This is a genomic window from Roseibaca sp. Y0-43 (assembly GCF_020667835.1).
In the GTDB taxonomy this organism is placed as follows: Bacteria; Pseudomonadota; Alphaproteobacteria; order Rhodobacterales; family Rhodobacteraceae; genus Roseinatronobacter.
Map to the genome: position 1 here is coordinate 254,248 of NZ_JAFMPR010000004.1, position 24,002 is coordinate 278,249.

At 65.2% G+C, this 24,002-nt stretch carries 23 protein-coding genes; 11 read left to right on the forward strand and 12 right to left on the reverse strand.

Translation table 11 applies throughout. The annotated features are described in order from the left end of the window. Positions 1–40 precede the first annotated feature (40 nt). The gene (locus J1C52_RS07070) at positions 41–1,336 is read left to right on the forward strand and encodes a thymidine phosphorylase (RefSeq protein WP_227427230.1); all 1,296 of its coding nucleotides are present in this window, start codon (positions 41–43) and stop codon (positions 1,334–1,336) included. Here J1C52_RS07070 and lnt read toward each other — a convergent pair. The 5 genes from lnt to J1C52_RS07095 all read right to left on the reverse strand — a co-directional run bounded on the left by lnt (position 1,329) and on the right by J1C52_RS07095 (position 6,590). Continuing rightward, positions 1,329–2,789, reverse strand: a complete 1,461-nt coding sequence (gene lnt, locus J1C52_RS07075) for an apolipoprotein N-acyltransferase (protein ID WP_227427231.1) — start codon at positions 2,787–2,789, stop codon at positions 1,329–1,331. The genes J1C52_RS07070 and lnt overlap by 8 nt on opposite strands. After that, positions 2,786–3,649, reverse strand: coding sequence for a hemolysin family protein (locus J1C52_RS07080; protein WP_227427232.1), 864 nt, complete (start codon positions 3,647–3,649; stop codon positions 2,786–2,788). The genes lnt and J1C52_RS07080 overlap by 4 nt, the downstream gene beginning before the upstream one ends. A 15-nt stretch (positions 3,650–3,664) precedes the next feature. Further along, on the reverse strand, positions 3,665–4,141 hold the full coding sequence (ybeY, locus tag J1C52_RS07085; protein WP_255618422.1) for an rRNA maturation RNase YbeY: 477 nt from the start codon (positions 4,139–4,141) through the stop codon (positions 3,665–3,667). A 43-nt stretch (positions 4,142–4,184) separates the two neighbouring features. Then, entirely contained in the window at positions 4,185–5,183 is a 999-nt protein-coding gene (locus J1C52_RS07090) for a PhoH family protein (RefSeq protein WP_227427234.1), read from the reverse strand. A gap of 201 nt (positions 5,184–5,384) precedes the next feature. Beyond that, positions 5,385–6,590: a TsoY family (seleno)protein gene (locus J1C52_RS07095; RefSeq protein ID WP_227427235.1), complete on the reverse strand. Its 1,206-nt coding sequence runs from the start codon at positions 6,588–6,590 to the stop codon at positions 5,385–5,387. A gap of 209 nt (positions 6,591–6,799) precedes the next feature. On the opposite strand from J1C52_RS07095, the gene J1C52_RS07100 reads away from it, so the two are divergent. Both J1C52_RS07100 and J1C52_RS07105 read left to right on the forward strand, forming a co-directional pair. Further along, positions 6,800–10,249: a chromosome segregation SMC family protein gene (locus tag J1C52_RS07100; RefSeq protein ID WP_227427236.1), complete on the forward strand. Its 3,450-nt coding sequence runs from the start codon at positions 6,800–6,802 to the stop codon at positions 10,247–10,249. Between the two features lie 51 nt (positions 10,250–10,300). Next, a complete protein-coding gene (locus J1C52_RS07105) occupies positions 10,301–11,542 on the forward strand; it encodes an MFS transporter (RefSeq protein ID WP_227427237.1) in 1,242 nt (413 codons plus the stop codon). A 60-nt stretch (positions 11,543–11,602) separates the two neighbouring features. Here J1C52_RS07105 and J1C52_RS07110 read toward each other — a convergent pair whose 3' ends face one another. Further along, positions 11,603–12,793 carry an NAD(P)/FAD-dependent oxidoreductase gene (locus J1C52_RS07110; protein ID WP_227427238.1) on the reverse strand — a complete coding sequence of 397 codons (1,191 nt, stop codon included), beginning with the start codon at positions 12,791–12,793 and terminating at the stop codon, positions 11,603–11,605. Positions 12,794–12,865: 72 nt separating this feature from the next. Here J1C52_RS07110 and J1C52_RS07115 point away from each other — a divergent pair, with 72 nt between their 5' ends. The 4 genes from J1C52_RS07115 to J1C52_RS07130 are packed head-to-tail and all read left to right on the forward strand — an operon-like array spanning position 12,866 to position 16,016. Beyond that, positions 12,866–13,597 (forward strand): endonuclease/exonuclease/phosphatase family protein, encoded by a 732-nt coding sequence (locus J1C52_RS07115; RefSeq protein ID WP_227427239.1) that lies wholly within the window; start codon positions 12,866–12,868, stop codon positions 13,595–13,597. Positions 13,598–13,629: 32 nt separating this feature from the next. Further along, the gene (miaB, locus tag J1C52_RS07120) at positions 13,630–14,949 is read left to right on the forward strand and encodes a tRNA (N6-isopentenyl adenosine(37)-C2)-methylthiotransferase MiaB (RefSeq protein ID WP_227427278.1); all 1,320 of its coding nucleotides are present in this window, start codon (positions 13,630–13,632) and stop codon (positions 14,947–14,949) included. Between the two features lies 1 nt (position 14,950). Further along, the gene (locus tag J1C52_RS07125) at positions 14,951–15,307 is read left to right on the forward strand and encodes a CidA/LrgA family protein (RefSeq protein ID WP_227427240.1); all 357 of its coding nucleotides are present in this window, start codon (positions 14,951–14,953) and stop codon (positions 15,305–15,307) included. Further along, on the forward strand, positions 15,300–16,016 hold the full coding sequence (locus tag J1C52_RS07130) for an LrgB family protein (RefSeq protein ID WP_227427241.1): 717 nt from the start codon (positions 15,300–15,302) through the stop codon (positions 16,014–16,016). The genes J1C52_RS07125 and J1C52_RS07130 overlap by 8 nt, the downstream gene beginning before the upstream one ends. On the opposite strand, the gene smpB is transcribed toward J1C52_RS07130, so the two are convergent. The 4 genes from smpB to J1C52_RS07150 all read right to left on the reverse strand — a co-directional run bounded on the left by smpB (position 16,013) and on the right by J1C52_RS07150 (position 18,927). Further along, positions 16,013–16,486 carry an SsrA-binding protein SmpB gene (gene smpB / locus J1C52_RS07135; RefSeq protein ID WP_227427242.1) on the reverse strand — a complete coding sequence of 158 codons (474 nt, stop codon included), beginning with the start codon at positions 16,484–16,486 and terminating at the stop codon, positions 16,013–16,015. The genes J1C52_RS07130 and smpB overlap by 4 nt on opposite strands. Before the next feature lie 33 nt (positions 16,487–16,519). Continuing rightward, positions 16,520–17,227 (reverse strand): NYN domain-containing protein, encoded by a 708-nt coding sequence (locus tag J1C52_RS07140; protein WP_227427243.1) that lies wholly within the window; start codon positions 17,225–17,227, stop codon positions 16,520–16,522. A gap of 69 nt (positions 17,228–17,296) precedes the next feature. Then, positions 17,297–17,731: a GNAT family N-acetyltransferase gene (locus J1C52_RS07145; protein ID WP_227427279.1), complete on the reverse strand. Its 435-nt coding sequence runs from the start codon at positions 17,729–17,731 to the stop codon at positions 17,297–17,299. A gap of 68 nt (positions 17,732–17,799) precedes the next feature. Continuing rightward, the gene (locus tag J1C52_RS07150) at positions 17,800–18,927 is read right to left on the reverse strand and encodes an S-(hydroxymethyl)glutathione dehydrogenase/class III alcohol dehydrogenase (RefSeq protein WP_227427244.1); all 1,128 of its coding nucleotides are present in this window, start codon (positions 18,925–18,927) and stop codon (positions 17,800–17,802) included. Between the two features lie 148 nt (positions 18,928–19,075). On the opposite strand from J1C52_RS07150, the gene J1C52_RS07155 reads away from it, so the two are divergent. The 4 genes from J1C52_RS07155 (at position 19,076) to J1C52_RS07170 (ending at position 23,317) form a co-directional block, all read left to right on the forward strand. Next, positions 19,076–19,411: a DUF2794 domain-containing protein gene (locus J1C52_RS07155; protein ID WP_227427245.1), complete on the forward strand. Its 336-nt coding sequence runs from the start codon at positions 19,076–19,078 to the stop codon at positions 19,409–19,411. A 196-nt stretch (positions 19,412–19,607) separates the two neighbouring features. Continuing rightward, entirely contained in the window at positions 19,608–20,783 is a 1,176-nt protein-coding gene (locus tag J1C52_RS07160; protein WP_227427246.1) for an aspartate aminotransferase family protein, read from the forward strand. Positions 20,784–20,860: 77 nt separating this feature from the next. Beyond that, positions 20,861–21,787 carry an ornithine carbamoyltransferase gene (gene argF / locus J1C52_RS07165; RefSeq protein WP_227427247.1) on the forward strand — a complete coding sequence of 309 codons (927 nt, stop codon included), beginning with the start codon at positions 20,861–20,863 and terminating at the stop codon, positions 21,785–21,787. 78 nt (positions 21,788–21,865) lie between these two features. Then, positions 21,866–23,317, forward strand: coding sequence for a protein adenylyltransferase SelO (locus tag J1C52_RS07170; protein WP_227427248.1), 1,452 nt, complete (start codon positions 21,866–21,868; stop codon positions 23,315–23,317). Here the strand turns inward: J1C52_RS07170 and J1C52_RS07175 are convergent. Further along, positions 23,314–23,727 (reverse strand): EVE domain-containing protein, encoded by a 414-nt coding sequence (locus tag J1C52_RS07175; protein WP_227427249.1) that lies wholly within the window; start codon positions 23,725–23,727, stop codon positions 23,314–23,316. The two genes, J1C52_RS07170 and J1C52_RS07175, sit on opposite strands and share 4 nt — an antisense overlap. Continuing rightward, the gene (locus J1C52_RS07180) at positions 23,727–24,002 is read right to left on the reverse strand and encodes a YciI family protein (protein WP_227427250.1); all 276 of its coding nucleotides are present in this window, start codon (positions 24,000–24,002) and stop codon (positions 23,727–23,729) included. Before J1C52_RS07180 ends, J1C52_RS07175 begins: the two co-directional genes overlap by 1 nt.

Here is a 24,002-nt window from a genome sequence, read left to right on the forward strand (position 1 = left end):
CTGGCCTGACAGTTGGGGCTAGGCCAGAAACGGATCGCCCATGCTCTACCAAGACCTGATTGCCCTGAAACGCGATGGCGCGGCACTTGCGCCCGACCAGATCGCGGCCCTTGTGCAGGGCTTGAGCGATGGCAGCTTGTCCGATGCGCAGGCGGGTGCGTTCGCCATGGCCGTGGTGCTACGCGGCATGAGCGCGCCAGAAACCGCCGATCTGACGCTGGCGATGCGCGATTCGGGGCAGCGGTTGCACTGGGATCATGGCCCGGTCATCGACAAGCATTCGACCGGCGGGGTGGGCGATACGGTGTCGTTGGTTCTGGCGCCTGCGCTCGCGGCTTGCGGGGCGGTGGTGCCCATGATCTCTGGTCGGGGTTTGGGCCATACGGGCGGCACGCTCGACAAGCTGGAGGCGATCCCCGGCTACACCGTCACCCCCGACCCCGACCGCCTGCGGGCCGTGGTGGAGGATGCGGGCTGCGCCATCGTCGGCGCAAGTGCCGATTTGGCCCCTGCCGACCGCAGGCTTTACGCCATCCGCGACGTGACCGCGACGGTGGCATCGCAACCGCTGATCGTGGCCTCGATCCTGTCGAAAAAGCTGGCGGCGGGGGTGCAGGGCTTGGTGATGGATGTCAAAACCGGCTCTGGCGCGTTCATGCCCGACCCGGCCGATGCGCGCGCGCTGGCACACGCCTTGGTCACAGTGGCAGGGCACGCGGGGTGCCCCACGCGCGCGGTGCTCAGCGACATGAGCCAGCCGCTTGCCCCCGCCGCGGGCAACACGGTAGAATTGGCTGTCGCTTTGGACCTGTTGCGCGGCAAGGCCGATGCCGCCCCGCGCCTGCAAGAGATGGTGCTGGTGCTGGGGGCAGAAGCGTTGGTGCTTGCGGGCTTGGCCGACACGACCGCAGACGGGCGCGCGCGGATTGCGGATGCGCTGTCCTCTGGCCGCGCCGCCGAGCGTTTCGCCCGCATGGTTGCATCCCTTGGCGGGCCGCGCGATGTGATGGAAAGCCCTGCCTTGGACCGCGCGCCGGTCATGCGCCCGGTGCCCGCGCCGCAAGCGGGCCTGGTTGCGGCGTATGATACGCGCGCCATCGGGCAGGCGGTGATCGGCTTGGGCGGCGGGCGGCGCGCGGCCAGCGACCGGATCGACCCGCGTGTGGGCTTTTCCGCGATTGCCCCCCTTGGCACGAATGTCGCGGCGGGCGACGCGCTGGCCATGGTCCATGCCGCGACAGAGGGCGCAACGGACCGCGCCGTCGCCGCCTTTCAGGAAGCGTGCAGCATTGCAGACAGCGCCCGGATACCCGAGCTTGTGACAGAGATCATCTGACCCGCCGCACGGCTGCCACCCCGAAAGCCAATACCAGCAACGCGCCCCAGATTGGCCAGTCGCCCCAGCGGGCATAGACCGTGGGCGGCAAGGGCGGGGGCAGGGCAATGTCCAGAAACCCGTCGGTGTTCAAGGCAAGGCTGCCCAAGGGGCGGCCATAGGCATCGAACCCGGCACTGACGCCGGTATTGGCGCTGCGCAACAGTGGCAAGCCTTGCTCTATCGTGCGCAGCCGCGCCTGTGCCAAGTGCTGATAGGGGCCAGACAGCGTGCCGAACCACGCGTCATTCGTGACCTGCACCAGCCAATCGGGGCGCGGGGTGGCGCGGCTGTGGCGGGGAAAGATCGCCTCGTAGCAGATAAGCGGCAAGGCGCGGCCCAAAGCGCCCATGTCCAGCACCTGCGGCCCCGGCCCGGCGCTATAGCCTTGCAGCATTTGGGCCGCCAAACCGCCCACCGGGCTGCCTGCGATCCAGTCGGCAAAGGGGATGTATTCGCCAAAGGGCACCAGATGGTGCTTGTCGTAAATCTGGCCCACGCGCGCGAAACTGTCGAGTAGCGCAAGGCTGTTGTAATAGCGCCCCGCGTCCAGCCGTTGCACGCCGAACGCGATCTGGGCCTCTGGGCCTTGCGCGGCAATCGCGTCGGCCATCATCCCCAGACCCGCACCGGGATAGCTAAGCAGGAAAGGAACCGAGGTTTCGGGCCAGATGACCAGCGCAGGTGCTTGGGCGGCAGGGGCGGCGGTTTGGTCCAGCATCCGCTCGAAATAAAACAACGCGCGGTCCTGATCCCATTTTTCGGCCTGCGGGGCGTTGGGCTGGATCAGCCGCACGATTGGCCCGGCATCTGGTGCTTGATCCGGCAGCCGCGCGCTACCCCAAGCCCAAGCCCCGGAAACAAGTGCGACCGCCACCGCCGCGCCCACGACCCGGCCCCGCCCGGCGCTTCGCGCGGGCAAGACCATCGCCGCCAGCATCAGCGCCGATAAAAGCCCCGCGCCGCCAAGGCTGGCCAGTTGCGCGGCGGGGGTATCGATCAGCACATGGCCCAGCATCGCCCATGGAAAACCCGTCAGCACCCAGCCGCGCAGCAATTCCAGCGCAAGGAAGGCGACTGCGACCATGACGGGGCCAAAGCGCGCCGCCAGACCAGCACCGGCCCAGAACAGCGCCATGCCGCCCGCCATGAAGACCAGTGCGAAGGGGGCCATCCAGCCATGTGCGGCGGGGTTGATGAAGAAAGGCTGCACGATCCAGACAAGCGCCGCGCCGAAATAGCCGATCCCGGCCAACCACAGCCAGCGCATGGCGGCGCGCGGCGTGGCGGGCAGCAGCGCGAACAGACCGGCCCCGGCCAATATCGTTGCCCACCACCAGCCCAGCGGGGCTTGCCCCAGCGCCATGACCGCGCCAAGGGCAGGCGCGACAAGCCACCGGGGCGGCTGGATCATTGCGCGGCTTTGGGCTGTGCTTCGGGCAGATGCACGCGCAGGCGGCGAATGCGGCGCGCGTCGGCGTCGATCACCTCGAACTCCAACCCGCTTGGGTGTTCGATCACCTCTCCGCGTACGGGCACATGGCCGGTCAGCACGAAGACCAGACCGCCCAGCGTGTCCACCTCTTCGTCCAGATCGTCGTCTATCAGCGCAATGCCCAGCGTTTCTTCCAGCTCTTCCAGCGTCGCGCGGGCATCGGCCATGTAGGTGGTCTCGTCGATCTGCTGGATCGCGACCTCGTCCTCGGTGTCGTGCTCGTCTTCGATTTCTCCGACGACTTGCTCCAGCAGGTCTTCGATGGTTACAAGCCCGTCCACCCCGCCATATTCGTCGATGACAAGCGCCATATGCGAGCGTTCGGCCTGCATCTTGCGTAGCAGCACCGACAGCGGCATCGAGGGCGGAACATACAGGATCGGGCGCAGCAGCGGCGCAAGGTCCAGATCGTGATGACCGTTGAAGCCGTAATGCAGCGCGAGGTCTTTGAGCAGCAACAGGCCCAAGGGCTTGTCGAGCGTGTCCTCGTAGACCGGAATGCGGGAGTAGCCCGATTCGCGGAATTCCTGGACAATGTCCTTCAGGCTGGCATCATGGCTGAGCGCCACGATTTCCGCCTTGGGAACGGCAACATCCTCGACACGCAACCGTTGCAGGTTGGCAAGGCCGGGCAGGGTGCGCCCCAGCTTTTCGCCATGTCCCTCGGCCTCGTCAGGAGAGAGTGCATCGAACAGGCGGCTGAACAGCCCGCGTGGTTCGTTGCTGTGATCGTCTTGCGCGCTCTGCGCCGCACTAGATCCGTCTGTCGTGTCGCCCATTGGTCCTTTCCGGCATTACAAGGGCATATCAGCCCCAAGTTCATATGGGTTTTGCACCCCCAGCGTGGCAAGTATCGCGATTTCGGTTTCTTCCATCAACGCGGCATCTTTGTCACGGATATGGTTGTATCCCAAAAGATGTAACACGGAATGAACGACCAGATGCAACAAATGTGCGGGCAATGTTTTGTCCTGTTCGCGCGCCTCTCGGGTGCAGGTCTCATAGGCCAGCGCGATATTGCCCAGTGATTCGGGGTCGTCCGGGTCGCCTTCGGGGGGCAGGTCGGGCAAGTCGCCATCCGCTTCGGCCGACATGTCCCATGCGGGCCAGCTCAGCACGTTGGTGGGCACGGGCTTGGCGCGGAACTGGGCGTTGAGCGCCGCGATGCGCGCATCGTCGCAGGCGAGGAGGGCGATCTCGTATTCCGCGGCGGGCAGGTCAAGATGCGCAAGCGTGGCGCGTGCTGCGCGTTCTGCCAAGTCTTGCAACATGGCCAAGTCCCAAGCGCCGCCCTCGTGCACAAGGTCGATCAGGTCAGCCACCCGATTCCTCGTCTTTCTCATAGGCGCGGATAATGCGCGCCACGAGCGGGTGGCGCACCACGTCGGAGGAGGTGAAATAGCTGAACCGTATCCCCTCGACCCCGTCCAGAATGCGCTCGGCCGCGCGCAGGCCCGATTGCACGCCGCGCGGCAGGTCGATCTGGCTGCGATCGCCGGTGATGACCATGCGCGACCCTTCGCCGAGGCGCGTCAGGAACATCTTCATCTGCATCTCTGTAGCGTTCTGCGCTTCATCGAGCAGAACAAAGGCATTCGACAGCGTGCGCCCGCGCATGAAGGCCAAGGGCGCAATTTCGATCCGGCGCTCTTCCATCAGCTTTTGCAACTGCTTGCCCGGCAGGAAATCATTCAGCGCGTCGTAAAGCGGCTGCATGTAGGGGTCGACTTTTTCCTTCATGTCGCCGGGCAGAAAGCCCAGACGCTCGCCCGCTTCCACGGCGGGGCGTGACAGGATGATCTTGTCGACATGACCGTCGGCGAACATCTGCACGGCGGCGGCGACGGCGATATAGGTCTTGCCGGTGCCCGCGGGCCCGATGCCGAAATTCAGCTCTGCCTCCAGCAGGGCGCGGGTATAGGCCTGTTGCGCCTCTGTCCGCGGGATGACCGATTTCTTGCGCGTCCGCAGCTCCAGCCGGCCAGAGCGGAACATCTCCATCTGCTCTGGCGCGGCGATGTCGGCATTGCCCAGCCGGATCAGCGCGGCGATGTCGCCATGTTCCAGCGTGCCGCGTTCCTGCACCATCTGATACATGGCGCGCAAAACGTCAGCCGCGTCGGCGCGCGCCTCGCCCATGACCGCCAACTGGTTGCCCCGGCGCACAATCTGCACGCCAAGCTGGCTTTCGACCTGTGTGAGGTTTCGATCATATTCGCCGCACAGTTCCACCAGCAGGCGGTTGTCTGCGAATTCCAGATGCAGTGTCGCATCTTCTGCCCCGGCAACGGGGGTCGCGGTGTTGATACCCAAGCGGGTCTCCCATTCAATGGCGCTTCACCTGATGTAATGCTGCCAATCACATGGGCCAGTTGCAAGCATTCTTTCCCGCAGCGGTGGCTTTTTGCCCACAAGATGGGCGCGGCGCAGCGCATTGGGCCGCAAGATATTGGGCGGACATGAAAAAACGCGCGACCCTTGGGGCCGCGCGTTCCTGTGGTTATGACGACTTGCTTATTCCGCCGGAACCGGGGTTGCACCCTTGGGGGTGCCAAAGTGGCGGCGGTTCAGCAGCAGCACCATCCAGATCATCGAGAACTGGGCGGCAATCGCCAGCAGCGTCAGCGACCAGTAACCCATGCCGAATTTCTCGATCACGCCGGCTTTGACAAGGCCGTTATTGACGAAGAAGTGCAGCATCACCGATAGCGCCACGCCGGGGCAGATCAGCGCGTAAGAGCCGGCCGAGTTCTCGGACCCGAACAGGAAGCGGCCCGCATAGCCCTGCTTGACCAGCACCAGACCGCCGAACAGCAGCACCGCGACTTGCGTGGCCAGCAGCTTCGAGGTCAGCGCCAGCGTTGCGCCTGCGCCTTCCTCGACGCCGAAATGCACACCCAGACCATGCGCCTGACGCAGCATCAAGATGCCCAGAACCGTCAGAAGCGGCACGATAATCAGCAGCGTCGGGGCGGTGTCGGCATTGGCGCCGTTTTCCATCATCGAACGCAGGCCAAGGATCATGGCGACCGCAGCGATCAACCCGCTCATCATCAGGAAGAAGGTCGAGATGACGATGGCAGCACCAGCCACGGTGGCGTTCGTGCTCATGGCAGCCGGGGCGGCCATGCCGACGCCGACCATGGCAAAGGCGAAGGCGGGCAGGATCTGGCCGAAATTGTTGTTGGCCGCGCAGTTGAAGCCCCCTTCGGTCATCACACGGCCAAGGAAGCCGCCATATTGTTTCAGCCCCAGAATACCGATGGCCAGAAACGCGACCATGGCCATGGGGAACAGGTATTCCACGATCGACCACAGGCCGGGCACGAAAACCAGCCCCAGGATGAAGCCGCCATTCACGGCCATTGCCAGCGCCAGCGGCATAGCCAGAATCTGGCTTTGCGCGTTGGTCTTGGCGAATTTTTCAAACGCGTCGGTTTTGCGCCAAGCGCTGTAGCGTTGCAGGTTCCAGATCAGCAGCTTGATGTTCTGAAACGCGAAGAACGCGATCCCCGCCATGGCGGCGACGATCATCGCCTGCGTCATCAGGTTGCCCGTGGACAGCGCGGCCATGATGTCTTCGAAGACTGGAACGGTCTTGCCCGGATGCGGGATCCAGAACATCAGCCACATGAAGAAGGTTACGGTCAGGCCGCCAGCACCCAGCGAAGCCAGGAAGTAGAGCGGCGAGTAGGTGTCGGATGGTTTTGCGGTCGGCATGATGCCCTCCTAACATATTTATAAATCTGAATATGAATATATTGCCTTCAAATTGCACTGCGACGGGCTGTCGCACCCCTTTGCCCAAATCTATGCCATTTTCGCATATCTTGTGGATAACTTCGTCAATCATACCGAATGTTGGAATAGCGCTTGACTCGTGGCGCGCGCGCTTGGCACGGTTCAGGGGTCTGTAACCCCGGTGGCCCATGCAGTTTACCCGCCTGCGCCTGAATGGCTTCAAAAGCTTTGTCGACCCGACGGATCTGGTGATCCATCCGGGCCTGACCGGCGTTGTCGGGCCAAATGGCTGCGGAAAGTCCAACCTGCTGGAAGCGCTGCGCTGGGTCATGGGCGAGAATCGGGCCAGCGCGATGCGCGGCTCAGGCATGGAAGACGTGATCTTCGCGGGCACCGACAGCCGCGCGGCCCGTCATTTCGCCGAAGTCACCCTGCATATGGACAATTCGCAGCGCCTGGCGCCCTCGGGGTTCAACGACAGCGACCAGCTAGAGGTCGTGCGCCGCATCACCCGCGACGCGGGCAGCGCCTACCGCATCAATGGCAAGGACGTGCGCGCGCGCGATGTGCAGATGCTGTTCGCAGATGCTTCGACCGGGGCGCATAGCCCGGCGCTGGTGCGGCAGGGGCAGATCTCGGAACTCATCAACGCCAAGCCCAAGGCACGCCGACGCATTCTGGAGGAAGCGGCAGGGATTTCCGGCCTCTATCAGCGCCGTCACGAAGCCGAGTTGCGTCTGCGCGCGACCGAAACCAATCTGGAGCGCCTGCGCGATGTTGTCGAGCAACTGGCGGGGCAACTCTCCAGCCTTGCCCGGCAAGCGAAGCAGGCGGAACGCTACCGCAAGATCGGGGCAGAGCTGCGTCATACCGAAGCGTTTCTGATGTATCTGCGCTGGCGCGAGGCCGACATCGCGCGGGTCGAGGCGGACGCTCGTTTGCGCGCGGCTCTAAGCGCGCTTGCGCAGGCAGAGGCCGCCGCGCTGGACGCTGCGCGCGCCCGCGCGCAGGCCGACGAGGCGCTTGGCCCCTTGCGCGAGGAGGCGGCCATTGCCGGGGCCGTGCGCCAGCGGCTGGAGGTCGAACGCCAAACCCTGTCTGCCGAGACCGAGCGCGCCACCGCCCAACTGCGCAGCCTGCGCGCGCGCATCGCGCAACTGGATCAGGACATCGCCCGCGAAGAGGCTTTGAACACCGACGCACATGACACGATCGCGCAATTGCAGGCCGAACAGGCTGACCTTGCGCAGGCTGAAGAGGGGGCAGAGGCGCGCCAGCAGCAGGCGGACGCGGCCGCAGAGGCTTGTGCCCGCGCGCTTGCGCAATCCGAGTCCGATCACGCCGCTGCAACCCAAGAGCTTGCCCGCCAAAGCGCAGAGGCCGATAGCGTGAAACGCGCGCTGGACGATGCGACCCGCCTTGAGGCCCGCGCGCGCGAACAGGCCGAGCGTGCAGCCGCCGCGCAATCCGAGGCCGCTCAGGCTTTGGAACAGGCTACCCGCGCCTTGGCCACCGCAGAGGATGACACGCGCGAAGCCGAGGACTTGGCCGCCCGCACCGAAGCCGCATTGTCGGAGACCGAAACCGCCCGGTCAGAGGCGCAAACCGCCGAGAGCGCTGCTCGCGCGGCCCTGTCCGATGCCGAGGGCGCGGCGCGCAGCCTGCGCGCCGAAGAAGCGGCGCTGGCCAAGCTGGTCGCGCGCGACAGCGGCACAGGCGCGCAGCTTTTGGACGCGCTGCGCGTGGCCCCCGGTTACGAGCAAGCCTTGGGCGCGGCGCTGGCCGACGATTTGCGCCACCCGATGGCAGAGGGCGGCTCTGGCTGGGTCGATTTGCCCGATTACGACCAAACCGCGCCTTTGCCGCAGGGGGCCGCACCCCTTGCGCCCTTTGTCTCCGGCAGCGCGGCCCTTGCGCGGCGCTTGGGCCAAACCGGCGTCGCCACGCCATACCAAGGCCGCGCTTTGCACGCCGATCTGAAGCCGGGCCAAAGACTGGTCACGCTGGCGGGCGATCTGTGGCGTTGGGACGGGCTGCATATCGCCGCGAAAGACGCATCCAGCAGCACCGCGCTGCGGTTGCAACAGCGCAACCAGCTATCGGCCCTGCGCCGCGAATTGGAGCAGACAGAGGCAGGACTGACCGAACTTGCCCAGACCCATGCCGCGCGCAAAGCCCGGCTTGACGCGCTGGCCGGCGCAGAACGGCAAGCGCGCGAGGCGCGCCGCGCCGCCGAAGGGCGGCTGAGCGATGCATCGCGCGCCGCGTCGCGGGCGCAGGCCGCGCGCGACATGGCGGCATCGAAACGCGAGACTGCGGCGGCGCAGGCCGAGCGCGCGCGCATGGAACTTGCCGATCTGACTGAAAAGCTGGCCACGCTCAGCGCCGCACAAAGCGCGCTGCCCGATCTTGCCCAACTGCGCCTGAGCGTGGACCGTCTGGCCGCCAAGGTGGCCGAGGCCCGTGCCGAAACCGTCAGCGCGCGCGGGCTGGCCGAAGGCTTGCGCCGCGACGCCAACGCCCGCGCGGCGCGGGCGCAAGAGGTGGCCAAGGCGCTGGCTGGCTGGCAGGGGCGGCTGGGCAATGCCTCTGCCCGCGTGGCGGAACTGTCCGAGCGCCGCGACGAGGCCGCGCGCCGCCTGAAATCGGCGCAAGACGCGCCCGCGACGCTGGCGCAAAAGGCCGAGAACCTGCAACACGAGATCACCCGCGCCGATGCCCGCGCCAGTGCCGCCGAGGATGCGCTGAAAGCGGGCGAGGCCACCGCCCGCAGCGCCGCAGATGCAGAGCGCGACACGACCCGCGCCAGCGGTGACGCGCGCGAGGCCCGCGCCCGCGCAGAAGCACAGCGCGAGGCGGCGGGCCAAGCGGTCGACAGCCTCACCGCGCGCATCCAAGAGGATTTGAACGCCACCCCGCAAGCCCTGCTGGCCGAGTTGGAGATCGACCACGACGCCTTGCCTGAAATTGCTGCCTTGGAAGACAGCCTTGCCCGCCTGAAGCGTGCGCGCGACAGCCTGGGCGCGGTCAACCTGCGCGCCGAGGAAGACGCGCGCGAGGTCCAGACAGAGCATGACACGCTGGTTCAGGAAATGGCCGATCTGGAAGCGGCCATCGCCAAGCTGCGCGCAGGCATCTCGGCGTTGAACCGCGAAGGACGCGAGCGGCTGCTTGCGGCCTTCGACAAGGTGAACGAGAATTTCGCCAACCTGTTCCAGCACCTGTTCACCGGCGGCGAGGCGCGGTTGGTGCTGGTCGAATCCGACGACCCGTTGGAAGCCGGTCTGGAAATCATGTGTCAGCCGCCGGGCAAGAAACTGTCCACGCTCTCGCTTTTGTCGGGGGGTGAGCAGACGCTGACGGCGCTGGCGCTGATTTTCGCGGTCTTCCTTGCCAACCCCGCGCCCATCTGCGTGCTGGACGAGGTGGACGCGCCGCTCGATGACGCCAATGTCGCGCGCTTCTGCGACCTGTTGGACGAGATGACGCGCCGGGCTGAAACGCGCTACCTGATTATCTCGCACAACGCGCTGACCATGGCGCGGATGGACCGGCTGTTCGGGGTCACGATGGGCGAGCGCGGGGTCAGCCAGTTGGTGAGCGTGGACCTGAGCCAAGCTGAAACCATGGTGGCTTGACCGTCCGGAAACTTTTGAACATGTTAAGCGCATCTTTGCCAAGGTGCCGCCATGTCCGACCGCTCCGCGCCCCTGATGACCCCGGTTCTGATCGGCGGTTGCCTGATTATCATGGTGGGCTTTGCCATCCGCGCCAGTTTCGGCGTGTTCCAGATCCCGATTGCCGAGGAATTCGGCTGGCTGCGTGCCGAATTCTCGCTGGCGATTGCCATTCAGAACCTGGCTTGGGGCATCGGTCAGCCCTTGTTCGGGGCTTTGGCTGAGCGCTTTGGGGACCGCAAGGCGATCCTTCTTGGCGCGCTGACCTATGCGGCGGGGTTGGTGCTGTCATCCTTCGCCGTCACGCCCGAGGCGCATCAATGGTTGGAGATCCTTGTCGGCTTTGGTGTTGCGGGCACAGGCTTTGGCGTGATCCTGGCCGTGGTCGGGCGCGCGGCATCAGACGAGAATCGCAGCGTGGCGCTGGGGATTGCGACCGCGGCGGGCAGCGCGGGGCAGGTCTTTGGCGCGCCCGTGGCAGAGATCTTGCTGGGCTTTTACAGCTGGCAGACGGTGTTCCTGATCTTCGCCGCCGCGATCCTTCTGGCAATGCTCGCGCTGCCGATGATGCGCTCGCCCGCACCTGCCAGCCGCGCGGAGTTGGAGCAGAGCATGGGCGCGGCGCTGAAACAGGCGGCCCGCGACCCCAGCTTTAGCCTGATCTTCCTGGGTTTCTTTTCCTGCGGCTACCAGCTTGCCTTCATCACCGCGCATTTCCCCGCGATGGTGACGGAAATGTGTGGGCCGATCGACCCCAACGGGATGCTGGCGGGCTTCGGGATTACCACGACATCGGTGCTTGGGGCGGTGTCGATTTCGCTGATCGGTCTGGCCAATATTGCCGGCACGATCTTTGCCGCATGGCTGGGCAAGCGCTATTCCAAGAAATACCTGCTGGCCAGCATCTACATGGCGCGCACGGTTGTGGCGGCGGCGTTCATCCTGTCGCCGATCACGCCTGCCTCTGTGTTGCTGTTTTCGCTGCTGATGGGAGCATTGTGGCTGGCGACGGTGCCGCTGACATCCGGTCTGATCGCGCATATCTACGGGTTGCGCTACATGGGCACGCTGTACGGGATCGTGTTCTTCAGTCACCAGTTGGGCAGTTTCCTGGGCGTATGGCTGGGGGGCGAATTGTATGACATCTACGGCGACTACACGCTTGTGTGGTGGGTGGGTGTCGCGGTCGGGCTTTTCTCGGCCATCGTGCATTTGCCCGTGCGCGAGCGCAGCCTGAACGCGCGGATCGTTTAGGGGGCTTTGCCCCCGCCGCGCTGGCGCGCGCCTCCCCCAGGATATTTTTGCAAGGATGAATTAGCGGTATCGGGCTGCATGTTTGCCCGCCCAATGGCCCGTGGCAAGGCAAGCGGTCAGAAGGTAGCCGCCGGTGGGCGCTTCCCAGTCGAGCATTTCGCCAGCCGCGAAGGTGCCGGGCCAGTTGCGTAGCATCAGCCTGTCGTCGAGTTCCGCGCGTGCGATGCCGCCGGCGGTCGAGATTGCTTCGTCCATCGGGTGGGGCGCGCCCAAGGGCAGGGTCAGCGCCTTGAGCGTGGCGCCGTCGGGCGTGCGGGTGCATTCGTTGACAAGGGCAAGGCGCGCGCCTGAAAGCCCCAGTGCCTTGCGCAGCCGGTTGGTGCGCGATTCCTTGGCGGGGCGGCGGGCGAGGCGGGCGTCAAGCTCGGTGGCGCTGAGATCGGGGAACAGGTCGAGCGTGAGGCTGGCCCCCTCGCGCAAGGCGCGCGAGAGTGCGTAGATGCCGCCGCCTTCGACACCGCGCGCGGTCAGAACGAACTCGGCGCGCAGGCTATGGGCACCTGCGATCAGCCGCGCGCCCTTGATGGGCAGGCCGAAATGGGGGATCATGTGATCGGACCATGCAACCGCAAAGCCCATATTCGCGGGCTGGAACAGCGTGCAGGCGATGCCGCGCGCGGTAAGATGCGCGCGCCAAGCGCCGTCAGAGCCAAGCCGCGCCCAGCTTGCCCCCCCAAGTGCCAGAACGGTGGTGCGCGGCGCAAGTTGGCGGGGGCCATCGGGCGTGGTGAACTGATACGCGCCGCCCGTCCAGCGCCAGCCGCGCCGGAGTGTCACGCCAAGGCTGTCCAATCGTGCCAGCCATGCGCGCAGAAGCGGCGAGGCTTTCATGGCGCGCGGAAAGATGCGGCCCGACGAGCCTGTGAAAAGTGGCTCGCCAAGCCCCTCGGCCCAGGCGTGGATCTGGTCGGGGCCGAAGGCGTGGAGCATGGGCGACAGCCAATCGGCGGCTTCCGAATACGTGGCGATCTGGTCGGGCAGGGGGGCCGCGTTCAGCAGGTTCAGCCCCGATTTGCCCGCCATCAGGAATTTGCGCGCGGGCGAAGGTTTCGCCTCGCAGATGGTGATGCTGCGACCGGCGCTTGCCATGACCTCGGCCGCGATCAGCCCGGCGGGGCCGGCACCGATGACAAGCGCGTCAAGTTCCTCTGCCTGCCGCACGGGTTGGCCTTTCGGTAACGGTTCTTTCATCGCCGCGGGGTATTGTTGCCCCGCGCGCAACTTCGCATAGTTGGATTGAAGGAGAGTGCCAAGGCAACAGACATGACCATTGTCAGCTCTTACAACATTCACAAGGCGGTCGGAACCGATATGCGCCGCGATCCCGCGCGTATCGTGCAGGTGATTGCAGAGCTGGGGGCCGATATCGTCGCGCTGCAAGAGGTGGATCGCCGCTTCGGCGACCGGCGCGGGGTTCTGGACCCCGGCTATTTGCAGGCCGAGACGGGGCTTGCCCCGGTGGTCTTGACCGACCGCTTGGGCAAGGCCGCGCATGGCTGGCATGGAAACCTGCTGCTGTTGCGTGGGGCAGAGGTGGAGCAGGCTCAGGCCGTGAGCCTTCCGGGGCTGGAGCCGCGTGGCGCGATCGTCGCCGATATTCGCCTGAACGGGCACCCCTTGCGGCTGATCGCGGCGCATCTGGGTCTGCTGCGTCAGTCGCGGCTGATGCAGGCGCGGCTTCTGGCGCGGCATGTGGGCGCGGGCGATGGGCGTCCAACGCTTGTGATGGGCGATTTCAACGAATGGCGGCTGGGCGCGGATTGCGGGCTGATGCCCTTGCGGCGTGAATTGCGGGCGGTCAAACGCTCGGCGCTGACGCGGCCCAGCTTTCCCGCGCGGATGCCGGTTCTGCCCTTGGACCGCATCATCGCCTGCCCGCAACTGGACCTGCACGACCTGCGCGCCCATGACAGCACGCTTGCACGCCGCGCGTCCGACCATCTGCCCCTGCGGGCCGCGCTTCGCTTGCCCCAGACCCAAAGCGCGGTTATGTGAGCAGCGATCACGACAGCAAGAAGGGGCCGGGCATGGCCGAGGCGAAGAAGCTTTTCATCAAGACCTATGGCTGCCAGATGAATGTCTATGACAGCGAGCGCATGGCCGAAGCCTTGGGCGCGCAGGGTTATGTCACCACGGACACGGCCGAAAATGCCGACATGATCTTGCTGAACACCTGCCACATCCGCGAGAAGGCCGCTGAAAAGGTCTATTCGGAACTGGGCCGCTTCAAGCCGCTGAAGGCCGCCAATCCCGACCTGAAAATCGGCGTTGCGGGCTGCGTGGCGCAGGCCGAGGGCGAAGAGATCATGCGCCGCCAGCCCTTGGTCGATCTGGTCGTCGGCCCTCAAACCTATCACCGCCTGCCCGCGATGGAGCAGGCCGTGCGCGCAGGTGCCCGCGCGGTGGACACCGATTTCCCCGAAGAGGACAAGTTCGACCACCTGCCCAAAGGCCCGCGCGCGGGCCGGGGGCCGACAGCGTTCCTGACCGTGCAGGAAGGCTGCGACAAGTTCTGTGCCTTCTGCGTCGTGCCCTACACGCGCGGGGCCGAAGTGTCGCGCCCGGTCGCGCGCATCATGGCAGAAGCGCGCGATCTGGTAGACCGTGGCGTGCGCGAGATCACCCTTCTGGGCCAGAACGTGAATGCCTATCATGGCGAGGGCGAAGGCGGCGCCTGGACACTGGCGCGCCTGATCCGGGCGCTGGCCAAGGTGGACGGGCTGGAGCGTATCCGCTTCACCACCTCGCACCCCAATGACATGGATGACGACCTGATCGCGGCCCATGGTGATGAGCCGAAGCTGATGCCCTATCTGCACCTGCCCGTGCAATCGGGCAGCGACCGCATTCTGAAGGCGATGAACCGCAAGCATACCGCCGAAAGCTACCTGCGCCTGATCGAGCGTCTGCGCGCGGCGCGGCCCGACCTGCTGTTGTCGGGCGATTTCATCGTGGGCTTCCCCGGCGAAACCGAGACGGATTTCGACGACACGATGGCGCTGGTGCGCGCGGTGCATTACGGTCAGGCCTATAGCTTCAAGTATTCCGCGCGTCCCGGCACCCCGGCCGCTGAACGCGCGGGCGTGCCAGATGACGTGGCGAGCGACCGACTGCACCGCTTGCAAGCGCTTCTGACCGAACAGCAGCGCGCGACGCAAGACAGCATGGTCGGGCGCGAGGTCTCGGTCCTGTTCGAGAAGCCGGGCCGCCTGCCGGGCCAGATGGTAGGGAAATCCGACTATCTGCACGCGGTCCATGTCAAGGACGCGGGCGCGCAGATCGGCCAGATCGCGCGGGTGCGTGTGACCGAAAGTGCCGCCAATTCGCTGGCCGCCGTGCTGATCTGACATGATCCACATGCTCGCCCTGATCCTGTCTTGCCAGCTTGCGGGTGAGGCGGTGTCGCGCGCGTTGTCACTGCCCGTGCCCGGACCGGTTCTGGGCATGGCCCTGTTGTTCGCGCTTATGCTGGCTAGCCCGCGCCTGGCAGAGGCCGTGCGCCCGGTGGGAGAGGGCATCTTGCGCCACCTGTCGCTTCTCTTCGTGCCGGCGGGTGTGGGCGTGGTCGGGCATTTGCGTCTGTTGGGGGAAAACGCGGCGGCCATCGGCGTCGCGCTGGTCGGGTCGACTGTTCTGGCCATTGCCGTGGGCGCGCTTGTGTTTCGCGCCGTGGCGCGACTGACCGAGGGCAAGCCCGATGCGTGATTTCACCGAAATCTGGTCCTACCTTGCCGCCGGCCCCTTGGTCTGGCTGACCGCCACGCTGGTCGCCTACCTGCTGGCCGACGCGGTCGCTGCGCGGCTGGGCCGCCGTCCGCTGGCCAATCCGGTGGCGGGCGCGGTGGTGCTTCTGGCGCTGCTTCTGTGGCTGACAGGCACCAGCTACGACACCTATTTCGAGGGCGCGCAATTCGTCCATTTCCTGCTGGGCCCGGCGACCGTCTGCCTTGCCATTCCCCTATGGCTGCATCGCGCCACCGTGCGGCGCGCGGCGCTTCCCATCGTGGCGGCGTTGCTGGCCGGGTCGTTCACCGCGCTTGCCTCTGCGCTCGCGCTGGGCAAAGCGCTGGGCCTCTCGCCCGACATGCTGGCAACCATCGCCCCAAAAAGCACGACCGCCCCTGTCGCGCTGGGTATCAGCCAGTCGCTTGGCGGCTCGCCCACGCTGACGGCGGTGCTGGTGGTGCTGACGGGCATGATCGGCGCGGTGGTCATCACGCCCATGATGAACGCCTTTCGCATCACCGACTGGCGCGCGCGTGGCTTGGCGGTGGGGGTGGCAGCACATGGCATAGGCACGGCGCGCGCGCTACAGGTCAACCCGCAGGCGGGCGCGTTCGCAGGCATCGGCATGGCGCTGAACGCGATCGTCACGGCGCTGCTGGCCCCGTGGTTGCTCGCGCTGTTTCTTTAGCCGTGCTCTTTCAGCAAACGGCGCTTCTGCTTGTCCCAGTCGCGCTTGGCTTCGGTCGCGCGCTTGTCGGCCAGCTTCTTGCCCTTGGCGACCGCGATCTTCAGCTTCACCAGTCCACGATGGTTGAAATACATCACCAGTGGCACAAGCGTCATGCCGTCCTTCGCCGTGGCCGCCCAAAGCTGCGCCAATTCCTTGCGAGAGGCGAGCAGCTTGCGCCGCCGCCTTTCGTCATGGCCGAAGGTCTTGGCCTGCAAATAGGGCGCGATATAGCTGTTCACCAACCACAGCTCGCCATCTTCCACGGCGGCATAGCTTTCGGCGATATTCGCCTTGCCCGTGCGCAGCGATTTCACTTCCGACCCGGTCAGCATGATCCCGCATTCAAGATCACTCTCGATTGCGTAATCGAACCGCGCACGGCGGTTTTCAGCGATGACTTTGTAGTTCGGGTCGGATTTCTGGGCCATGTCAGCGCAGATAAGGGCGCACCCGCCCCATGTCTAGGGCTTCAGGCGCACTTGTAGCGCATTGCCCGGCGCTTTGCGCAACTCGAACGCGCCCGCGCGGCTCACCAATTCGCTCAGCTTCGCGCAGCCATAATTGCGGCTGTCGAAATCCGGGTTTGCCGCAACAATGAACTGCCCCAACGGCCCAAGCGAGAACCACTCTTCGTCCTTGTCGATCGCCTGCATCGCGGCCTTTATCAGCGGCACCGCCTGCGCGGGCTGCGCCTTGGCGCCTTGCTTGCCTGCATCGGGCGCGGCTTCGGGCAGGATATTCTCGACAAAGATGAACCGCTTGCAGGCCTTGCGAAACGCTTCGGGCGTCTTTTGCTGGCCGATGCCGTAGACATCCAGACCCTGTTCGCGGATGCGGCTTGCCAGCCGCGTGAAATCGCTGTCGGAACTGACCAGCACGAACCCGTCGAAGCGGCCCGAATGCAACAGGTCCATCGCGTCTATGACCAGCGCGATGTCGGACGAATTCTTGCCCACCGTATTCGCGGGCTGGTGATGCGGCACCAGTGCAAGGCTGGGCAGCTTGTCCTGCCAGCCCGACATCTGGCTGCGCGAGAAATCTCCATAAATGCGCCGCACGCTCGCCTCGCCCAAGCTGGCGATCTCTTCGAAAATCGCCTCGGCCCATTTGGGGCTGGAATTGTCGGCGTCGATCAGAACCGCAAGAAGCGGTATCCCCGCGCGTGCCATGGCTGCTCCTTCATCCTTGCAAAAATATCCCGGGGGAGTCGCGGCTTGCCGCGACGGGGGCAGCGCCCCCTACACCACCCGATACATGACCAGCGCGTCGACGTAACCCGCTTTCGGATGCCGGAATGCGCCGGGCAGGCGGCCCACGATCTCGAACCCCGCGCGCGCCCATGTCGTCACGGCGCGGGTATTAGTCTCAACCACGAAATTGAACTGCATCGCGCGGTAGCCTTCGGCCTTTGCCCGTTCCAGCGCATCTTCCAACATCGCGCGCGCCACACCGCGCCCCTGCGCTGCGGGCGCGGTCACGAAGCCGCAATTGCACACATGCGCCCCGCCGCCTTGCTGGTTGGGGCAGATGTAGTAGCTGCCCAAGGTCGTGCCCTCGGCCTCTGCCAGATAGGCTTTATGCGTGCCGCCGCACCAATAGGCCAGCGCCGCCTCGCGGCTGATCGCAGGGTCGACCGCATAGGTGTCGCCCGCGCGGAAGACGGGCTTTAGCATGGTCCAAAGTGCGTCGTGATCCGCCGCGCCCGCGCGCCGGATCACCAGTTTCGTGTCCGCCGTCAGGCTCAAAATTCAACCACTGCGCGGATCGACTTGCCTTCATGCATCAGGTCGAACCCTTCGTTGATCTGATCGAGCGTCAGCTTGTGGGTGATCATCGGGTCGATCTCGATCTTGCCGTCCATATACCAATCTACAAAGCGCGGCACGTCCGAACGCCCCTTGGCCCCGCCAAAGGCCGTGCCCTTCCAGACGCGGCCCGTGACAAGCTGGAAGGGCCGCGTGCTGATCTCGGCACCCGCCGGTGCGACCCCGATGATGACCGACACGCCCCAGCCGCGGTGCGAACATTCCAGCGCCTCGCGCATGACCTGCACATTGCCGGTGGCGTCGAAGGAATAATCCACGCCCCCGATCGCGTCATCTCCGCGTTGGGTCAGCTTGATGATCTCGGCGGTGACGCTCTCGACCTTGGACGGGTTGATGAAATGCGTCATCCCGAATTTGCGCGCCATCTCGGCCTTGCCGTCATTCAGGTCGACCCCGATAATCATGTCGGCCCCGGCCATGCGCAGCCCCTGAATGACGTTCAGACCAATGCCACCCAGCCCGAATACCGCCGCCGTGGACCCGATTTCCACGCCCGCCGTGTTGATGACCGCGCCGATGCCGGTGGTCACGCCGCAGCCGATATAACAGATTTTGTCGAAGGGCGCGTCGTCGCGCACCTTGGCCAGCGCGATTTCCGGCAGGACCGTGTGGTTCGCGAAGGTCGAGCAGCCCATGTAGTGATAGATCGGCGTTCCATCGAGCATGGAAAACCGTGTCGTGCCATCGGGCATCAGCCCCTTGCCCTGGGTGCCGCGAATGGCCGTGCACAGGTTCGTCTTGCCCGAGCGGCAGGAATAGCACTCGCGGCATTCGGGCGTGTAAAGCGGGATCACATGATCGCCGGGTTTCAGCGTCGTGACCCCTTCGCCCACCTCCAGCACCACGCCTGCGCCCTCATGGCCCAAGATGGACGGGAACAGCCCTTCCGGGTCCGCGCCAGACCGGGTGAATTCGTCGGTGTGACAAATGCCCGTGGCCTTGATCTCGACCAGAACCTCGCCCGCCTTGGGGCCGTCAAGGTTCACTTCCATGATTTCCAAGGGCTTTCCGGCCTCTAGGGCGACTGCGGCGCGTGTGCGCATGGGGCTATCCTCCGCGTGTTATCGTTGCGCGCAGCATGGCCCGGCAGGCGGTCCATGCGCAAGCCCATCTGCGGCTTTAACAGGCGCGAAAGCGAAGCGGGCCGCCTGCGGGCTTGATTTTTATCCCGGCGCGTCACACTCTTTTCACATGAACATGCAAACGCCGTTTTCCGCGCAGGCCGGTCAGGTCAGCTTCGACCGCCGCGAATTGGGGGTCATCCTGTCGCTTTACGGGCGCATGGTCGCGGCGGGCGAGTGGCGCGATTACGGCATTTCCTGCCTTAGCCAGTCGGCGGTGTTCTCGGTGTTCCGGCGCACGGCGGAAACCCCGCTCTACCGCATCGAAAAACACCCCGCCCTGCGCAACCGGCAGGGCATGTACATGGTCGTGGGCATGGACGGGCAAATCCTGAAACGCGGGCATGATCTTGCGCAGGTCTTGCGGGTGATCGAACGCAAATCACTGCGCGTGGTGGGCGACTAGGGCTTTACAGGGCCGCCCGCTTGGCATACCCAACCGGCATGATTACGCACGCACCCCATACCCTGACCCTGCGACGCCGCTTCGGCGTGTAATCTTGCCCACGCGCGCCCCGGCGCACGCCTTCCCCCATCACCGATGTTGACTTGGCCGCGCCGCTTTGGCAGGTCAGTGGCTTCTTTCCAACGGGATACCGCCCATGAACGCCCCTTTTCCGCCGGTTCTGCCCACCTATAATCGCACGCCCCTGTCCTTCGTCAAAGGCGAAGGCGTCTGGCTGACCGAAGCCTCGGGCGCGCGATATCTCGACCTGACCTCGGGGATTGCCGTGAACGCGCTGGGCCATGCGCACCCGGCGCTGGTGCAGGTGCTGCACGATCAGGCGCAGGCGCTCTGGCATGTCTCGAACCTGTATAAGATCCCGGCGCAGGAACAACTCGCGCAGGCGTTGGTCGATAACACCTTCGCCGATACCGTGTTCTTCACAAATTCCGGCACAGAGGCGGCGGAACTCGCCATCAAGATGGTCCGCAAATACTGGTATGAGAGGGGCGAGGACCGTCCCACCATCCTGACCTTCGAGGGTGCGTTTCATGGCCGCTCGACCGGGGCGATCGCCGCCGCCGGGTCGGAAAAGATGACAAAGGGCTTCGGCCCGCTTATGCCCGGCTTCAAGGTGCTGCCATGGGGCGACCATGATGCGCTGAAAGCGGCCCTTGATGACAGCGTCGCCGCCGTCATGATCGAACCCGTCCAAGGCGAAGGCGGCATCCGTCCCTTGCCCGACCAATGCCTGAAGGGCCTGCGCGACGCTTGCGACAGCACCGGCGCGCTGCTGGTTCTGGACGAGGTGCAATGCGGCATGGGCCGCACGGGCCGCCTCTTCGCGCATGAATGGGCAGGGATCGCGCCCGACATCATGATGGTCGCCAAGGGCATCGGCGGCGGCTTCCCGCTAGGGGCCGTTCTGGCCACGGCCAATGCGGCCAGCGGCATGACCGCGGGCACGCACGGGTCCACCTATGGCGGCAACCCGCTGGCCTGCGCCATCGGGGCCAAGGTCGTCGAAATCGTGACCGCGCCCGGCTTTCTGGAAGATGTGCAGCGCAAAAGCGCCGGTTTCCGCCAAAGCCTTGAGGGGCTGGTCGCCGCGCACCCGGATGTGTTCGAAGCCGTGCGCGGGCAGGGGCTGATCCTTGGCCTGAAATGCCGCGCGCCCAATGCCGATGTGGTCAAAGCGGCCCAAGCCCAGCACCTGCTGACAGTGCCCGCTGCCGACAATGTCGTGCGCCTGCTGCCGCCGCTGACCATCACCCCAGAGGAATTGTCCGACGCCGTCGCGCGCCTTGACGCGGCCGCGCAATCCCTCGTCTAACTTCATCCTTGCCCAAATATCCCGGGAGCGCGAGGGCAGCGCCCTCGCATTTCCCGCCAGCCAGAAGGCCCGATGCCATGCCGCATTTCCTCGACCTCCACACCACCGACCGGGCCGCTTTGCGCGCCATGATCGATCAGGCCCATAGCATGAAACAGGCGCGGGCTGACCGGCCCAAGGGCACGCCTGATGACGACCAGCCCCTCAAGGGCCGCATGGTCGCGCTGATTTTCGAGAAACCCTCGACCCGCACACGCGTCAGTTTCGACATGGGTGTGCGGCAGATGGGCGGGCAAAGCATGGTTCTGTCCGGGTCCGAGATGCAGCTTGGCCATGGTGAGACGATCGCCGACACGGCCCGCGTGCTGTCACGCTATGTCGACCTCATCATGATCCGCACGTTCGAAGAAACCGTGCTGCATGAATTGGCCGAATACGCGTCGGTTCCGGTCATTAACGGGCTGACGAATGAAAGCCACCCGTGCCAGATCATGGCCGATATCTTGACCTATGAAGAACATCGCGGGCCGATCAAGGGCCGTCGCGTGGTCTGGCTGGGCGATGGCAACAATGTCTGCGCGTCGTTCCTGCACGCTGCGGGGCAGTTCGGCTTCGACATGGTCTTTGCCGGGCCAGAGTCGCTGGACCCAGACCCCAAGGCCGTGGCCTTTGCCCGCGAGCATGGCGTGCATGTCGAGATCATGCGCGACGCCACGCGCGCCGTGGCCGGTGCCGATCTGGTCGTGACCGACACTTGGGTCAGTATGCATGACAGCCAGTCGAACCGCGAACGCCGCCACAACCTGCTGCGCCCCTACCAGGTGAATGATGCGCTGATGAGCCACGCCAAGCGCGACGCGCTGTTCATGCACTGCCTGCCCGCCCATCGCGAGGAAGAAGTGACCAATGCCGTCATGGATGGCCCGCAATCCGTGGTCTTTGACGAGGCGGAAAACCGTCTGCACGCCCAAAAGGCGGTGATGCGCTACTGTCTGGGTGTCTGACCTCCGGCTTGGGTTGCTCGCTCTGGCCAGTGTGGCCTAGGCAGCTTACCTTTTCGTTAAAGCAGCCAAGGACAGCCCATGCCCATCGCATTCGACAACAGCTATGCCCGAGAGTTGAAAGGCGCCTATGTTCCGGTCGCGCCGCAGGGCTGGGCCGCGCCTGACCTAGTGCTTCTGAACACCGCATGGGCCGCGCATCTGGGGCTGGATACGGCGTATCTGCAAAGCCCAGAGGGTGTCGCAACCTTGTCGGGCCACGCCGCGCCAGAGGGGGCGCAGCCCCTTGCTCAGGCCTATGCCGGGCACCAGTTCGGCAGTTTCAACCCGCAACTGGGCGATGGGCGCGCCTATCTGATGGGCGAAGTGGTTGCGCCCGATGGCACGCGCCATGACATCCACCTCAAGGGCGCGGGCCGCACGCCCTTTGCGCGCGGAGGCGACGGGCGTGCGGTCCTGGGGCCGGTTTTGCGCGAATACCTTGTGTCAGAGGCGATGGCGGCGCTTGGCATCCCCACCACCCGCGCGCTTGCCGCCTGCACCACGGGCGACCGGGTGCTGCGTCAGCATGGGCTTGAGCCGGGTGCGGTTCTGGCGCGCACCGCGACCAGCCATTTGCGCGTGGGCACTTTGCAGTTCTTTGCCGCGCGTGGGCAGACTGACATGGTCGCGCGCGTGGCCGATTACGCGATTGGGCGGCATGATCCCGACCTTGCAGGGACCGATGGGCGCTATCTGGCGTTCCTGTCCCGCGTCGGCACGCGGCAGGCGCGGCTTGTGGCGCAATGGATGGGCGTGGGCTTCGTTCATGGGGTGATGAATACCGACAATTGCACGCTTTCGGGTGAAACCATCGACTATGGCCCTTGCGCCTTCATGGACAGCTACGATCCCGCCACCGTGTTCAGCTCCATCGACCATGGCGGGCGCTATGCCTATGGCAACCAGCCCGGCATCTTGTTGTGGAACATGTCGCGGTTGGCAGAGGCGCTTTTGCCATTGATCGACCCGGATCAGGACCGCGCGATTGCGCTGGCCACGGAAACGGTCGAGCGGGTGCAGGATGATTATCGCGCCGCGTGGCTTGCGGTTTTCGCGCGCAAGCTGGGGTTCGATGGCCCATGCCCCGAGGGGCTGGTCGATGACCTGCACAGACTGCTGGACGGGCAGGACGTGGATTTCACCAGCTTCTTCCGTCTGTTGCCCGAGGCCATCACCGGCACGGCCGCGCCGCTGAAAGCCTTGTTCAAAACCGGCGAGGGGCTGGAAGATTGGCTGGCAGAGCTGACACGGGCCTTGGACAAACCCGATTTGGCGCCTGATAGGATGCGCGCGGTCAATCCCGTCTATATTCCGCGTAACCACTTGGTAGAGCACGCTTTGGAAGCTGCGAGCGAGTATGGCGACCTGAACCCGTTCCTGTCACTTTTGGAACATGTTCAGCAGCCGTTCACCAAGCGCGAAGGCAGCGAGGCCTATGCCGCCCCCGCGCCCAAGGATGCGGGCCCGGTCGTGACCTTCTGCGGCACCTAAAGGCCGCCCAGTTCGCAGATCACTGCCCATTCCTCTGGCCGTACCGGCTGCACGGAAAGACGCGCCTGTTTCAGCAGCGCCATGTCCGCCAAGCGAGGGTCGTTCTTGCACATTTCCAACGTGACGGGCGTTTTCAGGGGCGAAACAGCGCGCACATCGACACATTCCCAACGTGGGTCGTCCGTGGTGCTGTCGGGGTGGGCGGTGGCGATGACCTCTGCAATGCCGACCACGGCCTTGTCACTTTGCGAGTGGTAGAAGAACACCCGGTCGCCAATCGCCATCTCGCGCATCATGTTGCGGGCTTGGTAGTTGCGTACGCCGTCCCATTCTTCGCCCGCGTCGCCCTTGGCGACAAGGTCGTCCCATGAAAACGCGTCGGGTTCGGATTTCATCAGCCAGTAGCGCATCAGCCGATGACCTTTTTCCACTCCTGCACGCGGACATCCGCAAACAGACCCGCTTTCGCATAGGGGTCGCCCTTGCCCCAGTCCAGCGTCGCGGTCAGGTCGGGCAGGTCCAGCACGATCAGCGAGCCGGCCATCTCGCCCGCGTCATCCAGCAGCGGCCCGGCCTGCACGACCACGCCGGTGTCACGCACATAGGCCAGATGCGCGTCGCGGGTGGCTTTGCGCAGCTCCAGCGCGCCGGGTTTGTCGGTGCAGACCATCATGAAAAGGGGCAT

Excerpts from the sequence above, each read along its gene's own strand:
- ybeY (WP_255618422.1), bottom strand. The coding sequence starts at position 4,141 with ATGTTGCAAGACTTGGCAGAACGCGCAGCACGCGCCACGCTTGCGCAT.
- J1C52_RS07110 (WP_227427238.1), bottom strand. The coding sequence starts at position 12,793 with ATGAAAGAACCGTTACCGAAAGGCCAACCCGTGCGGCAGGCAGAGGAA.
- J1C52_RS07180 (WP_227427250.1), bottom strand. The coding sequence starts at position 24,002 with ATGCCCCTTTTCATGATGGTCTGCACCGACAAACCCGGCGCGCTGGAG.
- J1C52_RS07095 (WP_227427235.1), bottom strand. The coding sequence starts at position 6,590 with ATGCCGACCGCAAAACCATCCGACACCTACTCGCCGCTCTACTTCCTG.
- miaB (WP_227427278.1), top strand. The coding sequence starts at position 13,630 with ATGGCCGAGGCGAAGAAGCTTTTCATCAAGACCTATGGCTGCCAGATG.
- J1C52_RS07145 (WP_227427279.1), bottom strand. The coding sequence starts at position 17,731 with ATGCTAAAGCCCGTCTTCCGCGCGGGCGACACCTATGCGGTCGACCCT.
- J1C52_RS07080 (WP_227427232.1), bottom strand. The coding sequence starts at position 3,649 with ATGGGCGACACGACAGACGGATCTAGTGCGGCGCAGAGCGCGCAAGAC.
- J1C52_RS07130 (WP_227427241.1), top strand. The coding sequence starts at position 15,300 with ATGCGTGATTTCACCGAAATCTGGTCCTACCTTGCCGCCGGCCCCTTG.
- J1C52_RS07115 (WP_227427239.1), top strand. The coding sequence starts at position 12,866 with ATGACCATTGTCAGCTCTTACAACATTCACAAGGCGGTCGGAACCGAT.
- J1C52_RS07160 (WP_227427246.1), top strand. The coding sequence starts at position 19,608 with ATGAACGCCCCTTTTCCGCCGGTTCTGCCCACCTATAATCGCACGCCC.
- J1C52_RS07150 (WP_227427244.1), bottom strand. The coding sequence starts at position 18,927 with ATGCGCACACGCGCCGCAGTCGCCCTAGAGGCCGGAAAGCCCTTGGAA.
- argF (WP_227427247.1), top strand. The coding sequence starts at position 20,861 with ATGCCGCATTTCCTCGACCTCCACACCACCGACCGGGCCGCTTTGCGC.
- smpB (WP_227427242.1), bottom strand. The coding sequence starts at position 16,486 with ATGGCCCAGAAATCCGACCCGAACTACAAAGTCATCGCTGAAAACCGC.
- J1C52_RS07070 (WP_227427230.1), top strand. The coding sequence starts at position 41 with ATGCTCTACCAAGACCTGATTGCCCTGAAACGCGATGGCGCGGCACTT.
- J1C52_RS07100 (WP_227427236.1), top strand. The coding sequence starts at position 6,800 with ATGCAGTTTACCCGCCTGCGCCTGAATGGCTTCAAAAGCTTTGTCGAC.
- J1C52_RS07105 (WP_227427237.1), top strand. The coding sequence starts at position 10,301 with ATGTCCGACCGCTCCGCGCCCCTGATGACCCCGGTTCTGATCGGCGGT.
- J1C52_RS07170 (WP_227427248.1), top strand. The coding sequence starts at position 21,866 with ATGCCCATCGCATTCGACAACAGCTATGCCCGAGAGTTGAAAGGCGCC.
- J1C52_RS07175 (WP_227427249.1), bottom strand. The coding sequence starts at position 23,727 with ATGCGCTACTGGCTGATGAAATCCGAACCCGACGCGTTTTCATGGGAC.
- lnt (WP_227427231.1), bottom strand. The coding sequence starts at position 2,789 with ATGATCCAGCCGCCCCGGTGGCTTGTCGCGCCTGCCCTTGGCGCGGTC.
- J1C52_RS07155 (WP_227427245.1), top strand. The coding sequence starts at position 19,076 with ATGAACATGCAAACGCCGTTTTCCGCGCAGGCCGGTCAGGTCAGCTTC.
- J1C52_RS07140 (WP_227427243.1), bottom strand. The coding sequence starts at position 17,227 with ATGGCACGCGCGGGGATACCGCTTCTTGCGGTTCTGATCGACGCCGAC.
- J1C52_RS07125 (WP_227427240.1), top strand. The coding sequence starts at position 14,951 with ATGATCCACATGCTCGCCCTGATCCTGTCTTGCCAGCTTGCGGGTGAG.